This window comes from Bradyrhizobium sp. CCGUVB1N3 (assembly GCF_024199925.1).
Classification (GTDB): Bacteria; Pseudomonadota; Alphaproteobacteria; order Rhizobiales; family Xanthobacteraceae; genus Bradyrhizobium.
The window spans coordinates 1,127,888-1,140,361 of the sequence record NZ_JANADR010000001.1 but is presented as its reverse complement, the minus strand read 5'-3'; the positions used below and the strand labels follow the sequence as shown (position 1 = coordinate 1,140,361).

The window sequence follows — 12,474 nt, the reverse complement described above, 5'->3', positions numbered from 1 at the left end:
GGCTTACGCCTCGAAATTGCCGGCGCGGAAGTCCATCGCGAATGCCGGCGCCGCCCTCCATTTGATCGACTTCGGCTTGGCGGTGAAGGTCGCGTTCTGATGCAGCACCGTGTAGGCGGGGTCCTCGCGCTCGGCGATCTCCAGCATGCGACGGAATGCCTTCTTGCGGGCCTCGCGATCGGTCGAGGTCTCCAGGAACTCCGAGAGCTTGTTCAGCTCCGCATTGGTCCATTCGCCGATCTGCTGCTGCTGGCCATTCGGCCCGTGCTGGGCGACCATCGAGGATACGGGATCGTTGAAGGCCGCGGAGTTCGACCAGTCGCGCACCGCGCGCGTATCCCCGCGCTCCATGATCTGCGACCAGTTTTCCTTGGTCTCGATCTGCACGTTGAGGCCAGCCGACTTCCACATCTCGACCAGGATCTGCGCAGTCGCGACCTGGTTGGTGTAGTAGTTGTTGAGCAGGCGATAGGGAATGGGATCGCCCTTGTAGTTTGCCTGCTTCAACAGATCCTGCGCGAGCTTCGGATCGTAGGTCGGCACGCTCCAGTCGGCGATGAACATGTCGCCGTAGAACTCCCATTGCAGCCCCTTCGGCACACGGGTGCGGCCGGCCCACAGGCTGTCGACGATCGCCTGGCGGTCGATCGCATGGGTGAAGGCGCGACGCACCAGGGGATTGGCGAGCTGGGCGTGGTTCTTGTCGAACACGGTGAGGCGGTGATTGAGGATGGTGCCGCCCTGCACCTCGAACGCGGCGTTCTTCTCGATGCCGGCGATCTGGTCCGGCGGAATGTCGCAGGCGAACTGATATTCGCCCGACAGAAGTCCGTTGATGCGGCTCGCGACTTCAGGCACCTCGAGGAAACGGATGCGCTTGAGCGGCGGACGGCCGCCCCAATATTCGTCGTGTGCTTCCAGCGTGAGCGATACGTCGGGCTTGAGCTCGACGACCTTGTAGGGTCCGGTCGTAATCGGCTTGCGCGCCCAGTCGAGATAGCTCGCGGCCTCGTCCCAGGCGCGCCGGTTCATGATGTCGGAACCGTAACGCTGTAGCCGGCCCTCGATCGTGACGTCGGGGGTCGCGTTGTAGAAGCGCACGGTATACTTGTCGACGGCATCAACGCGGACGAGGTCCGGCCAGATGCGACGGGCGACCGCCGGAACGTCCGGTGGCAATTCCTTGCCGGGCCGCGGCGTCGGGATCTTTTCGAACGCCTGGATTGTGGAGCGGCTCTTGGCCTCGGTCTCGCCGAACATGCGCTCGCGGCTGAACGTGAAGACAACGTCCTCCGCCGTAAGCTCGTCGCCATTGTGGAATTTCGCGCCCTGACGAAGCTTCACCTCGACGGTCTTGTCGTCGATGCGCCGCCATTCGGTCGCAAGCCCCGGCACGGCCTCGAGATTGCCGCGCCAGTTCTTCGAGATCAGGCCTTCCCAGATCGAGGAGAAGAACACGCGCTCGCCGACGTTCGACTGCTCGCGCAGCACATCGAGCACGTTCGCGTTCGTCACCTTCTGCACCGCGATCGTCACCGAAGGACGGTTGTCGCCTTGCGCGATCGAGAACCGCGGTAGAAGCAGCGTGCCGGCAACGCCTGCGCCGGACTTCAGGATGGTTCGACGGGTGAGCTTGCTCATGACGATGACCCCTGCCCTTGTTGGTATTGGCTATTCAGCGAGACCGAGCGACTTGAGATAGGCCGCTCCCGCGCGGACGTGATCGTGATTGCGCAGTTCGAGGATCAGCCGCGGATTGGAATTGAGGCGCCCCAGCGCACGGAACACGGCGGGCCAGCGGATATTGCCTTCCCCCGGCGCCCAATGGCGGTCGGCAAAACCGTCGGTGTCCTGGAGATGCACATGCGCCAACATGTCGCCGGCCGCATCGACGTAATAATCGACCGGCGGCGCGCCTGTTGAGACATGGGCGTAGTTGGCATGACCGGTATCGAGCGAGACGCGCACCCTTGGGCTTTCGAGCGCTTTCGCGAGGCGCACGCGATCACGGGGATCCTTGTCCTCGATGTTCTCGATCACGATCTCGCAGCCGCTTTGCTCGGCGCGCGCGATCACTTCGGCAAGCGTCGCGCGCACCCGCTCGACCAGGTTGCCGCGGCTTTCAGGATAAAGATCGAGATTGTTGTGATCCCAGGTCGTGAACGGCGAATGGATCACCATCTGCGTCGCACCGAGAAACTCGGCGGCGTCGAGGCCCTGGAGCAGTCGCTTCGTAACGGCCTGGCGGATCATCGGATCATGGCTGTCGATCGTGAAACCCCAGAACGGGCCGTGGATGCCGAGACGGCCGGTGTGGCCCACGAGCATCTGCCTGATCTCGCTCGCCGTCGTACGCCAATCGCTGTCGAGGAGATCGGCGCGGAAGAAATCCTGAATCTCGAGGTCGCGCTGGCGTTCGAGGAGCCAGTCACGGTGCGCAGGGATCGATCTGATGGACAGGGCAGCGCCCAGTACGGGCAGCACAGCGGACATGTTCTGGAACTCCCTTGGCCATCGCGTGATGACGGGGAGCAGCGCTAACGCAGTTCAGTGACATGCCGGTGAAAGGCAGGTTCCAGACGTTCAGGTAGATGTGGACATCGCGTCGGCCAAAGCACACGCGTGCGTCGCACTGAGACAGCAGTTCACGTCCGTAATGACGCGGATAGCAACGCCCGACAATTTCGCGTATTTCCGCGCGACCGACGGCCAACGCACATCTCATTTTCCTGGCCGCGTCACATGGGCGGGGGCCTCATGGGGCGGGGGATGAAGTCACGAGGTCCGGACTCCTAGGCACTCCGGACCTCGTGCTCTCTTCAGAGCACATGCGGCTGAGATCATGTGCGACGATACGCCGCCAAGCCTACATCGCCTCTTTCAGCGTCAGCCGCGCCGTGAAGCTCACACTGGTCTTGCCGACCAGCGCCATGCCTTCGACCTCGGCGCCGCCGGCGGAATAGCCGCCGGAGAAACCGCAGGTGACCTCCTTGCCGGCGAACGCCAGCGACTTGCCGACCGCCTCGGTGTGCTGATTGACCGTCATCTCGCCGCGCCACTTGCCGTTCCGGAAGGTGTAGTGGCCGGTATAGTAGAAATAGCTGTCGCCGCCCATGATGCGGCCGTCGCAGAGCACGGCGACGCCCTTGGCCTGGCCGCGCTTGCCGTCGCGCATCTCGATCTCGAACATATAGAGGCCGTTGACGACCCCGGTGTGATCGTTGGCCGTTTCCGGCCAAGGCACGGCCGCCATCAGCCTATCCTCTTTTTTCGTTCGTGTTCCTCACTTGGGTACGTTGCGCTCGAGGTCGTCGAGCCAGGCAGCGGCGCTGGAGTCGGATGGCGCACGCCAGTCGCCGCGTGGCGACAGCGAGCCGCCGGCCGAGACCTTTGGACCGTTGGGCATCGCCGAACGCTTGAACTGGCTGAAGGCAAAGAACCGCCGCAGGAACACTTCGAGCCAGTGGCGGATGTCGGCCAGCGCATAAGCCTTGCGCCGATCGCTCGGGAACGCCGGCGGCCACTCGCCCCCGGCAACATCCTTCCACGCATGCAGCGACAGGAAGGCGATCTTGGACGGGCGGAACCCGTAGCGCAGCGTGTAGAACAGGTTGAAATCCTGCAGCTCGTACGGCCCGATCGCGGCCTCCGTGCTCTGCGGCTTCTCGCCCGGCTTGACCGGCACCAGCTCGGGCGAGATTTCGGCCGCGAGGATCGACGCAAGCGTATGGTTGACGTCATCGCTGAACTGCTTCGATGCTATCACCCAGCGGATCAGATGCTGGATCAGCGTTTTTGGCACGCCTGCATTGACGTTGTAATGTGCCATCTGGTCGCCGACGCCATAGGTGCACCAGCCGAGCGCGAGTTCCGACAGGTCGCCGGTGCCGATGACGATGCCGCCGTGATGGTTGGCGAGGCGGAACAGATAGTCCGTGCGCAACCCCGCCTGCACGTTCTCGAAGGTGATGTCGTAGACCTTCTCGCCCTTGCCGAAGGGATGACCGATGTCCTTCAGCATCTGCGTCGCCGTGGTGCGGATGTCGAGCTCCTGCCAGGTCGTCTGCAACGCCTTCATCAGCGCGAGCGCGTTGGTCTTGCTCTCGCTGCCGGTGGCAAAGCCCGGCATGGTGTAGGCGAGGATGTTTTCGCGCGGCAGACCGAGCAGGTCGATCGCCTTGGCCGCGACGATCAGGGCGTGGGTGGAATCGAGCCCGCCCGACACGCCGATCACGACGCGTTTTGTCCCCGTCGCACGCATCCGCTGCACGAGACCGGCGACCTGGATGTTGTAGGCCTCATAGCAGTCCTGCTCGAGCAGATGCTCGTCGCTCGGCACGAAGGGGAAGCGCTCGACCTTGCGCAGGAAGCCGATATCGCCAACCGGTGGCTTCAAGGCAAAGGTGATCTTGCGGAAGCTTGCCTCGCGCTGACGACGATTGTCGTCGAACGTTCCCATCAGCGAACGCTCCTGCCGCAGCAGGTCGAGATCGACGTCGGCGGTCGTGATCTGTCCGCCCTGCCGAAACCGCTCGCCCTCGGCCAGCAGCACGCCGTTCTCGTGGATCGAGGTCTGGCCGTCCCAGGCCAGATCGGTCGTCGACTCGCCGGCGCCCGCGGCCGCATAAACATAGGCGGCGAGGCAGCGCGCGGAGGTCGATTGGCAGAGTAGCGCGCGCGACCGCGCGCGGCCGATCGTGATCGGACTGCCGGAGAGGTTGATCAGCACGCTCGCACCGGCAAGCGCCAGCTCTGAGGCTGGCGTCACCGGGATCCACATGTCCTCGCAGATCTCGACACCGATTGTCAGGCCCGTGACGTCCTCCGCCGCGAACAGCAGATCGACGCCGAACGGCGCGCGCACGCCGCCGACCGCGATCTCCTCACCCACGATCCCGGCGCCGGAGGCAAAGTGGCGGCCTTCGTAGAACTCGCGATAGGTCGGCAGATAAGTCTTGGGAACGACGCCCAGAATGCCGCCGCGATGGATAGCGACCGCGCAATTGTAGATGCGCGCGCCATGGCGCAGCGGCGCGCCGACGATCAGCACGGTCATCAGGGCCGACGACGCCTCGACGATCACCTCAAGGCCCCGCTCGACCGCATCGAGCAGCGGGTCCTGCATGACGAGATCTTCGATCGCATAGCCGGACAGGCACAGTTCAGGGAACACGGCGACCGCCACCGACTGCTGATGGCAGGCGCCCGCGGCCGCGACGATCGCCTTCGCATTGGCGGCGGGATCGGCCACATGCGAGGTGGTGACGCAGGCGGCCACGCGCGCAAACCCGTGGGCGTAGATCGAGTGAAAGCTCATGGCGCGCGGGACCTTCCGTTCAGTTGCGAACCATTCTTAGCCGATTGACGTGGATCAATGCACGCAATTCCCAATCATGCATAACCGCTCTGCTAAACATCCTCCCTACTCCACTTCCGGCCGCCGCACCCCGTGGATGCCGCGGCCGTTCCTTTGGCGGAATAGCGTGGAGGCGGCCCCTACCGGGCGCGTTCGGCACGTTGCGTCTCGAACAACGCGACGATGGCCTCGACCTGATGGCTGGCAAGCCGCGGGTTCGGCATGGACTGGTTCGGTCCGAGGTAACGATGACCGGAGGTGAGGAGCTGCCTGAGGTCGTCGCTGGAGAATGACGGCCGGCTTGCGAGGTCGGGGAAGCTCGGCGCCGGAATGCGCGACTCCGGCCGATCGTTCGGCTTGTCGAAAACCACATGGCAGTTGCCGCAGATCGAGCGCGCAAGCCAGCGCGCCTCGGCGAGTTGGTCGACGAAGAGCTGATCCGTGAAAGGCGAACTCGTCGGCACCTGAAGCGTGATGAAGCCATATCCCTCGGCGCGGTGGCAGGCATTGCAGGCATTGGTCAGATCACCATAGGCCTTGGTGAACACCGTCGCGTCCTTGGCATCGACGGCACTGCGCAAGGCCTGAACGGCCGCGGCGGCTTGATCGGCGCGGCCCGCCGGTTGCGCCACACGCCCGAGGCCGGCTTCGATCTGGTTGAGCTCATAGGTCGCAAGCGGCCAGTTGCCGAGACGACCGGCGGACCACAATTTGATGTGCTGGAGCTGAAGAGCGCCCATTAGCTCGGACATCGCCTTGTCGGCGCGCATGTTGTCGGCCTGCGCGAGCGCCTGCGACAGCGAGGCAGTCGCGAGCACCAGAGCGGCCAAGAGCGTGCTGAGCCTCATGGAGCCTCCACGTCACACTCTAGGCTCCATGTCACTCCGACGGCTTTGACCGGGATCAAGACCGGCGCCGTCCGGTGATACCGCTCAGGCCCTGCGCGCGAGAACGCCGCCGCCGAGATCGGAACGCAGCCATTCGGTGATGCGCGGCCAGGCATGAGCATGGGTCCGCGCGCCCATGAACAGCCCGAGATGATCCGACGGCTCCGATGCCGCCGCGATGAACACCGGGGGCGTGCCCACGAGATCAGCCGTCGCCAGCGCCTGCGTTGCCGGCACGACCTCGTCGTCGAGCCCGGCGAGCAGGAAGATGGGCGCTCTCACATCCTTCAAATCGATTCGTCTGCCGAGCGCGACGAAGTCTCCCGCCGCGATCCGGTTCTCGCGGAAGATCCAGTTGACGATCTGGAGATAATAGCTGCCCGGCAGATTGAGCGTCTCCTCGTTCCAGCGGTTGAAGCGTTCGAGGAGCTCAGCACCGCCCTCGTCCGCCAGGCTCCTCTGCAACGCGACCGCGATATCTTCAGGACTTAGCGACCTCGACCAGAAGCGCAGCATCTCCTCGCCGCTGACATTGCCGCCGCCGCGCGCCACGAGCTGGTCGTAGACCAGCTCCGGCGCATTGCGCGCGAGCCGCGACAATGCGGACTCGATCGCGAGATCAACGGGCGCGCCGACCAGCACCAGGCGGCGCACCTTGTCCGGGAAGCGCGCGGCGTAGAGCAGCGACAGCCAGCCGCCCTGACACAGGCCGATGAGGTCGACCGGCGCACCAATCTCGTCGATCGCAACGTTGAGGTCGCCGAGATAGCTGTCGATCGAGAGATAGCGCATCTCTGATGACGCCGAGCGCCAGTCCGTGAGATAGACCCGATCGACCCCGCCCTTATGCAGAGACTCCACGACGCTGTGACCGGGCGCAAAATCGGCGATCAGCGCGCGGTGCAGGGCATAGGGCGCGCAGACCAGCGCCGCAGGGCCGGTGCGCTTTGTCGTAGAGTCGCGCAGGCGCATGGTCGCGAGCTCCAGCGCGACCTTGCTGGGCGTGGTCCAGGGCAGCTCCGTCTCGCGCGGTTCGGGCGAGCTGCGCTCCAGCCACCAGAACGCGGCATCCATGGCGACTTTAGCTGCTGCAAACGGCCACAGCAGCGGATCATCCGGGCCCGGCCCGGATCCTGTAGGCGTCGGCGGTTTCTTGGTCGCTTGCGCCATCTTTAGAAGAACGCCTCGATGCTGACGACGGGAATGCCGAGCGCCCTAACAGGCTGTTGAAGAAGTCTCTGGCGAAGCGTTTTGGATCGTGATTCCCTAGGATCAGGATTTTGCTGGGGTGGCACGATGCGGGGAAGTGACGAACGGTCTGGCTCGCTGTTCAGTTATGTTGACCTGGAGGCTCGGGTTCGCGTCGACCACCCGCTGCGGGCGATCAGGGATCTGGCAAATGCGGCGCTGGGCGATCTTTCTGGGGAGTTTGGCAAGCTCTACACGGACTTCGGTCGGCCCTCGATCGCACCGGAGAAACTGCTTCGGGCGATGCTCCTACAGGCGTTCTATGGGGTTCGCTCGGAAAGGCATCTGATGGAACGGATGGAGTTCGATCTTCTGTTCCGCTGGTTCGTCGGGCTTGGGGTGGACGATGCGGTTTGGGACCATTCAACCTTCTCGAAGAACCGCGACCGGCTGCTTGAAGGTGAGATTGCGGCCAAGTTCTTGAACGCGCTTTTGGCGCAGCCGAAGGTGAAGCGTCTTTTGTCGAGCGATCACTTCTCGGTGGACGGCACGCTCATTGAAGCCTGGGCTTCGATCAAGAGCTTCCGGAGGAAGGATGGCAGCGACAAAGATCAGGACGGTCCGGGACGCAATGCCGAGCGCAGCTTCCACAAGGAGAAGCGATCCAACGAGACCCATGAGAGCACGACCGATCCTGAGGCCAGGCTCTATAAAAAGGGCGACGGCCAGCCGGCCAAACTCTGCTATATGGGCCATGCGCTGATGGAGAACCGCAATGGTTTGGCGGTTTTAGGTGGAGTGAGCCAAGCTACTGGCACCGCCGAACGAGAGATTGCGCTTGCCATGATCGACAGGCGCGGGTGTGCGAAGCGGGTCACTCTGGGGGCGGACAAAGCCTACGACGTCACGCAGTTCGTGCATGACCTGAGAGATAGATCGGTTACTCCGCATATCGCGATCAATGGACATCTGAGTAAGACCGGCAAGCGGCGCAAGACGGCGGTCGACGCGCGTACCACGCGTCACGACGGCTATGACATCAGCCAACGCTGCCGCAAACGCATCGAAGAAGTCTTCGGCTGGATCAAGAGTTCCGCTGGCCTGGCCAAGGTCAAGCTGCGAGGCCGCGACCGGGTGGATGCCGTCTTCGTCCTGGCGCTTGCGGCCTATAATCTGATCCGGCTGCCCAAGCTTCTGGCGGCACCGGCATGAGCATCCGAGGTAGATGGCGGGTCGTCGAGACACCAGGCTACGACATGGCCGTGGCGGGCGCCTACATCCTGTTCGATGACGACGGCGGCGAGTTCGCCTTCGATTGCCTCACGGGCTGCATTCATGGAGCCTGTGACGGCGATGCCGTCCAGTTCGGCTGGCAGGGAAACGACGAAATGGAGCCAGCCAACGGTGATGGCTAGGCCGAACTGCGGGATGACGGCTCACTCGAAGGTGAAATCTGCCTCCTTAATGGCGACGACATCCCATTTATCGCGCGTCGCTCGAAGACTTCTTCAACAGCCTGCTAAAGCTGTTATGGGTGGCGGCAACCGAGCCGTCGAGATCGATGCCGCGGCAGGCATCCTCGATCACCGCGACCTCAAGGCCTGTCTTGCGGGCATCCTCCGCCGAAAAGCGGACGCAGAAATCCAGCGCCAGGCCCGCGACGAACACCGTCTTCAGCTCGCGCTCGCGCAAATAGCCGAGCAGCCCGGTCGGGGTCTTGTGGTCGTTCTCGAACAGCGCCGAATAGGAATCGATGCCGCGGCGAAAACCCTTGCGGACCACGAGGCTTGGCCGGCGGACGTCGAGGTCCCGATGGAATTCGGCGCCGGCGGTGCCCTGCACGCAATGGGTCGGCCACAGCACCTGCGGACCGTAGTCGAGATCGATGGCCTCGAACGGCCGCTTGTTGGGGTGGTTGGAGGCGAAGGAGATGTGATCGGCGGGGTGCCAGTCCTGTGTCAGCACGACATTGGCGAATTTTTGGGCGATACGATTGATGGCGGGCACCACCTTCTCGCCACCCGGAACGGCCAGAGCCCCGCCGGTGCAAAAGTCGTTCTGGACGTCGATTACGAGCAGGACGTCCCGGTCGGATATCTTCATCGCTGGTCTCCACCCGGTCTCGCCTCAATGTCGATCTTCCGGCGGCGCTTCGCAACCGCCTATCGCGGGCGGATTGCTGCCGGCGCAACGGTTCGCCCGCATCGACGTTGACGACATCATCAAGCCGCGGTGGTATGCGAATCTGACCGCGAAGCAATGGAGACAAAGGTTCCCGCGATCACCTATGACGGTGGACGCGGCGGCCACGAGGACATGACCAGTCGGACGACAAGAGGTTGCGCATTGCTCGCCGACATCGGCGGCACCAATTCGCGGTTCGCGCTGATGGAGGAGGACGGCCGGATCGGGCCGGTCACCTATGCGCGGGTCGCCGACTTCCCCACCGTCCGCGCCGCCATGGCCGACTTCCTCGCCCGCCAGGCCAAGGGCGCAGGCGTCGGCACCGCCGTGCTCGCCGTCGCGGGTCCCGTCGTGAACAACCGCTGCGTCATGACCAACAGTCCCTGGATCATCGATGGGACGGAGCTCCGCGAGGGCTTTGGCCTCGACGCCGTTCACGTGCTCAACGATTTCGAGGTGCTGGCCTGGGCGCTGCCGGCCTTGCAACCTGCCGACCTGTTCCGGCTCGATACCCAGACTGGCGCGGCCGGCGAGCCGCTGCTGGTGCTCGGACCCGGCACGGGCTTTGGCGTCTCCTGCCTCGTTGAGCGTCACGGTGCCCGGGTGGCCGTGATCACTGAAGCGGGTCACGCGACCTTGCCCGCGGAGACGGAACGCGAAGAGCGTGTCATCGCCGCGATGCGACGGCGCATGGGCCATGTTGAGATCGAACTGGGCGCGCTGTCCGGTGCGGGGCTGCAAAACCTCTACGAGGCGGTCGCCGAGGTCGATGGTGTGAAGGCCCCACAACGCGATGCGGCGGCCATCACCACGGCCGCCCTCGACGGCAGCTGCGACCTGAGCCGCATGGTCCTCGAGATGTTTTGCGCCATCCTCGGCTCAGTCGCCGGCAATCTGGCGGTGACCTTCGGTGCCCGAGGCGGCGTCTACATCGCCGGCGGCATCGTCCCGCGTTTCCCGAAATTTCTGGCCGCCTCCGCGTTCCGCGAGCGTTTTGAAGCCAAGGGGCGTTTCCGGGACTACCTGCACCCCATTCCGACCGCCATCATCGTCAAGCCCGACGCGAGCTTTGCAGGCCTGAAGGCCTTTTGCGATCACAGCACGGCGTGAGCCTCGCCCCTCGATTGCGGCGTCGAGCGTGAAACGCCTCACAGCCAGCCGTCCCGGCCGTGTTAGGATTACCGGGTTTGTGGGCTTGGGGAGGCTTTTGTGAATCACCTGATCCGGATCATTGCGATTTCGTTTGTTTTGATGACCCCCGCTTTTGCGCAAAGACTGGTCGATCCAGCGACGGTCGCGCCGGAGTATCGCGACGCGGCGGAGCATCGCCGCGCCGAGCAGTTGAAGCAGCGCGCCTGCGGCCTCAAGGCGGAGCAGGCCAAGATCCTGCTGCGCGACCGCGCCGCCTTCGTGTTGAAATGCATGGATGCGGCGGACGCCAGCAAATGATCCGTCGTCTGCTAGCGACGCCTGCCAAGCTCGCCGAGCTTGCGGCCGAGCGTGCCTGCAAGCGTCACGAGTGCGATCAGAACAGCAGTCAGACACGCCCATCCGCGCAACTGCGCGAGCGACCAGCCAAGCTCGGCCTGGGCGAGGTAGTCCAGCATGATGGCGACATAGCCGGCCACCCAGACGGCGACAATGATCGAAATGAAATCGAACTCGTCTTGCATTCTCGTATTCCAATGCCCTGCCCCTCAGCTATAGGCCCCGGCGGGCGAGAGCGCTGTGATCTCACTCACAGCGGAAGCGCGATCTGCTGCTGATCTCGCGCAAGCCGCGCGGCGCTATCCACAGCTGAATGCATCGATTCACCTCACCGGACGCGAGTTCCAGCTTGTCCGCTGCCGTCGCTTGAGAAACAATTCGCCCGTGGTGCGTGTGTGCGGTGCGGGGGGCGTGGCATGCGTAAGCAGGATCTAGGATTTGACTACCATCGCTATCACCGGTTGCTGACCGAGGCGGTGGACGAGGACAGGCGATTGGCGCTCATCGATCTCCTGATCGAGGAAAAGGCCAGGGATCGACTAGCCGTGCAGCGTGCCTCCGACCGGGCCGCGATGACGGCGCGGACCATCGCCAAGGTGCTGGGAACGGGCCGCGACTGATTCCGGGGACGTCCACCCTGCCGGCCCGCCGCCGCGGAGTCGGGTGTCGATTGCGATTTCGTTAAGGATGCCTGGCAATCCCGTATCAAACTTTCTGGGCTAGAGATTTCCCCTACCTGATGCAATTCAGGATCAACACAGGGGGAACTGACATGAGCATGCTGTCACTGGCCTCGGCTCCGGCCGGCATCGAAATCCGTTCGATCGACAATTCCTTCAAGACCATCCTGCTGTTCTGCTGCGCTGGTTTGCTTGCCTCGTTCAGCCTGATGGCGAGCGGCATCGACCTCGGCGCCGGCTTGATGTGAAACGAGCGACGATTAAAGACATTCTTTAAGCCAGTTTCATCGCGAGGCATTGATCGAATGGCCGCCCCTCGGGCGGCCATTTTTCGTTTTCGGCCCGCATGCAATTCAGGAGCGGCGCGCCGGCTCCTCCGGGCCAACGAAGGCGAGCCCGATCCGGTTCTTCTGGATCCAGATCACCCGGCAATCGTGGACCGAGGAGTCCTTCGCGATGACGAGGCGAAAACGCTGGGGAACGAAGGCGGGATTGTCGACGTCGATCGCCGCGCCGGCAGGCGAGATGTTGCGCACGACGCAGCTCATCACCGAGCCGCCCGCGGAGACATAGGCCAGCTCTTCGATGTCGATACGGGGATACTTTCGTTTGTCGTCCATGCGCCGTCTGCCTTGATTCAAGCCTAGCCGGACTGCCTAAACAAATTGCACAATCCTCGGGTTTCCCGGGG

15 protein-coding genes are annotated in these 12,474 nt (G+C 63.8%); 6 read left to right on the top strand and 9 right to left on the bottom strand.

Annotated elements, in window-relative coordinates:
• Positions 1 to 3: 3 nt before the first annotated feature.
• The 6 genes from NLM33_RS05400 to NLM33_RS05375 form a co-directional block, all read right to left on the bottom strand.
• Complete coding sequence (locus NLM33_RS05400; protein ID WP_254095093.1) at positions 4 to 1,641, bottom strand: ABC transporter substrate-binding protein; 1,638 nt, start codon at positions 1,639 to 1,641, stop codon at positions 4 to 6.
• 30 nt (positions 1,642 to 1,671) lie between these two features.
• A complete protein-coding gene (locus NLM33_RS05395; RefSeq protein ID WP_254095092.1) occupies positions 1,672 to 2,493 on the bottom strand; it encodes a sugar phosphate isomerase/epimerase in 822 nt (273 codons plus the stop codon).
• A 373-nt stretch (positions 2,494 to 2,866) separates the two neighbouring features.
• Entirely contained in the window at positions 2,867 to 3,253 is a 387-nt protein-coding gene (locus tag NLM33_RS05390; RefSeq protein ID WP_254095091.1) for a GrlR family regulatory protein, read from the bottom strand.
• 30 nt (positions 3,254 to 3,283) lie between these two features.
• On the bottom strand, positions 3,284 to 5,317 hold the full coding sequence (locus NLM33_RS05385) for an NAD(+) synthase (protein WP_254095090.1): 2,034 nt from the start codon (positions 5,315 to 5,317) through the stop codon (positions 3,284 to 3,286).
• Between the two features lie 179 nt (positions 5,318 to 5,496).
• A complete protein-coding gene (locus tag NLM33_RS05380; protein WP_254095089.1) occupies positions 5,497 to 6,204 on the bottom strand; it encodes a hypothetical protein in 708 nt (235 codons plus the stop codon).
• Positions 6,205 to 6,288: 84 nt separating this feature from the next.
• Complete coding sequence (locus tag NLM33_RS05375) at positions 6,289 to 7,413, bottom strand: alpha/beta fold hydrolase (protein WP_254095088.1); 1,125 nt, start codon at positions 7,411 to 7,413, stop codon at positions 6,289 to 6,291.
• A gap of 126 nt (positions 7,414 to 7,539) precedes the next feature.
• On the opposite strand from NLM33_RS05375, the gene NLM33_RS05370 reads away from it, so the two are divergent.
• A complete protein-coding gene (locus tag NLM33_RS05370; protein WP_254094633.1) occupies positions 7,540 to 8,643 on the top strand; it encodes an IS5 family transposase in 1,104 nt (367 codons plus the stop codon).
• Positions 8,640 to 8,846 (top strand): hypothetical protein, encoded by a 207-nt coding sequence (locus NLM33_RS05365; protein WP_254094631.1) that lies wholly within the window; start codon positions 8,640 to 8,642, stop codon positions 8,844 to 8,846. Before NLM33_RS05370 ends, NLM33_RS05365 begins: the two co-directional genes overlap by 4 nt.
• A gap of 67 nt (positions 8,847 to 8,913) precedes the next feature.
• Here the strand turns inward: NLM33_RS05365 and pncA are convergent, their stop codons facing one another.
• Positions 8,914 to 9,534: a bifunctional nicotinamidase/pyrazinamidase gene (pncA, locus tag NLM33_RS05360; RefSeq protein ID WP_254095087.1), complete on the bottom strand. Its 621-nt coding sequence runs from the start codon at positions 9,532 to 9,534 to the stop codon at positions 8,914 to 8,916.
• 213 nt (positions 9,535 to 9,747) lie between these two features.
• Between pncA and glk the strand changes: the two genes are divergently transcribed.
• Positions 9,748 to 10,725, top strand: coding sequence for a glucokinase (glk, locus tag NLM33_RS05355; RefSeq protein WP_254105659.1), 978 nt, complete (start codon positions 9,748 to 9,750; stop codon positions 10,723 to 10,725).
• A gap of 99 nt (positions 10,726 to 10,824) precedes the next feature.
• Positions 10,825 to 11,064, top strand: a complete 240-nt coding sequence (locus NLM33_RS05350) for a hypothetical protein (RefSeq protein WP_254095086.1) — start codon at positions 10,825 to 10,827, stop codon at positions 11,062 to 11,064.
• A gap of 11 nt (positions 11,065 to 11,075) precedes the next feature.
• Here the strand turns inward: NLM33_RS05350 and NLM33_RS05345 are convergent, their stop codons facing one another.
• Positions 11,076 to 11,288 carry a hypothetical protein gene (locus NLM33_RS05345; RefSeq protein WP_254095085.1) on the bottom strand — a complete coding sequence of 71 codons (213 nt, stop codon included), beginning with the start codon at positions 11,286 to 11,288 and terminating at the stop codon, positions 11,076 to 11,078.
• A 231-nt stretch (positions 11,289 to 11,519) separates the two neighbouring features.
• On the opposite strand from NLM33_RS05345, the gene NLM33_RS05340 reads away from it, so the two are divergent.
• Together NLM33_RS05340 and NLM33_RS05335 are read left to right on the top strand one after the other, a co-directional pair.
• Positions 11,520 to 11,723 carry a hypothetical protein gene (locus NLM33_RS05340; RefSeq protein ID WP_254095084.1) on the top strand — a complete coding sequence of 68 codons (204 nt, stop codon included), beginning with the start codon at positions 11,520 to 11,522 and terminating at the stop codon, positions 11,721 to 11,723.
• A 152-nt stretch (positions 11,724 to 11,875) separates the two neighbouring features.
• A complete protein-coding gene (locus NLM33_RS05335) occupies positions 11,876 to 12,031 on the top strand; it encodes a hypothetical protein (RefSeq protein ID WP_254095083.1) in 156 nt (51 codons plus the stop codon).
• A 105-nt stretch (positions 12,032 to 12,136) separates the two neighbouring features.
• Here the strand turns inward: NLM33_RS05335 and NLM33_RS05330 are convergent, their stop codons facing one another.
• Positions 12,137 to 12,403 (bottom strand): PilZ domain-containing protein, encoded by a 267-nt coding sequence (locus tag NLM33_RS05330; RefSeq protein ID WP_254095082.1) that lies wholly within the window; start codon positions 12,401 to 12,403, stop codon positions 12,137 to 12,139.
• Positions 12,404 to 12,474 lie beyond the last annotated feature (71 nt).

Excerpts from the sequence above, each read along its gene's own strand:
- NLM33_RS05400 (WP_254095093.1), bottom strand. The coding sequence starts at position 1,641 with ATGAGCAAGCTCACCCGTCGAACCATCCTGAAGTCCGGCGCAGGCGTT.
- NLM33_RS05395 (WP_254095092.1), bottom strand. The coding sequence starts at position 2,493 with ATGTCCGCTGTGCTGCCCGTACTGGGCGCTGCCCTGTCCATCAGATCG.
- NLM33_RS05390 (WP_254095091.1), bottom strand. The coding sequence starts at position 3,253 with ATGGCGGCCGTGCCTTGGCCGGAAACGGCCAACGATCACACCGGGGTC.
- NLM33_RS05385 (WP_254095090.1), bottom strand. The coding sequence starts at position 5,317 with ATGAGCTTTCACTCGATCTACGCCCACGGGTTTGCGCGCGTGGCCGCC.
- NLM33_RS05380 (WP_254095089.1), bottom strand. The coding sequence starts at position 6,204 with ATGAGGCTCAGCACGCTCTTGGCCGCTCTGGTGCTCGCGACTGCCTCG.
- NLM33_RS05375 (WP_254095088.1), bottom strand. The coding sequence starts at position 7,413 with ATGGCGCAAGCGACCAAGAAACCGCCGACGCCTACAGGATCCGGGCCG.
- NLM33_RS05370 (WP_254094633.1), top strand. The coding sequence starts at position 7,540 with ATGCGGGGAAGTGACGAACGGTCTGGCTCGCTGTTCAGTTATGTTGAC.
- NLM33_RS05365 (WP_254094631.1), top strand. The coding sequence starts at position 8,640 with ATGAGCATCCGAGGTAGATGGCGGGTCGTCGAGACACCAGGCTACGAC.
- pncA (WP_254095087.1), bottom strand. The coding sequence starts at position 9,534 with ATGAAGATATCCGACCGGGACGTCCTGCTCGTAATCGACGTCCAGAAC.
- glk (WP_254105659.1), top strand. The coding sequence starts at position 9,748 with ATGACCAGTCGGACGACAAGAGGTTGCGCATTGCTCGCCGACATCGGC.
- NLM33_RS05345 (WP_254095085.1), bottom strand. The coding sequence starts at position 11,288 with ATGCAAGACGAGTTCGATTTCATTTCGATCATTGTCGCCGTCTGGGTG.
- NLM33_RS05340 (WP_254095084.1), top strand. The coding sequence starts at position 11,520 with ATGCGTAAGCAGGATCTAGGATTTGACTACCATCGCTATCACCGGTTG.
- NLM33_RS05335 (WP_254095083.1), top strand. The coding sequence starts at position 11,876 with ATGAGCATGCTGTCACTGGCCTCGGCTCCGGCCGGCATCGAAATCCGT.
- NLM33_RS05330 (WP_254095082.1), bottom strand. The coding sequence starts at position 12,403 with ATGGACGACAAACGAAAGTATCCCCGTATCGACATCGAAGAGCTGGCC.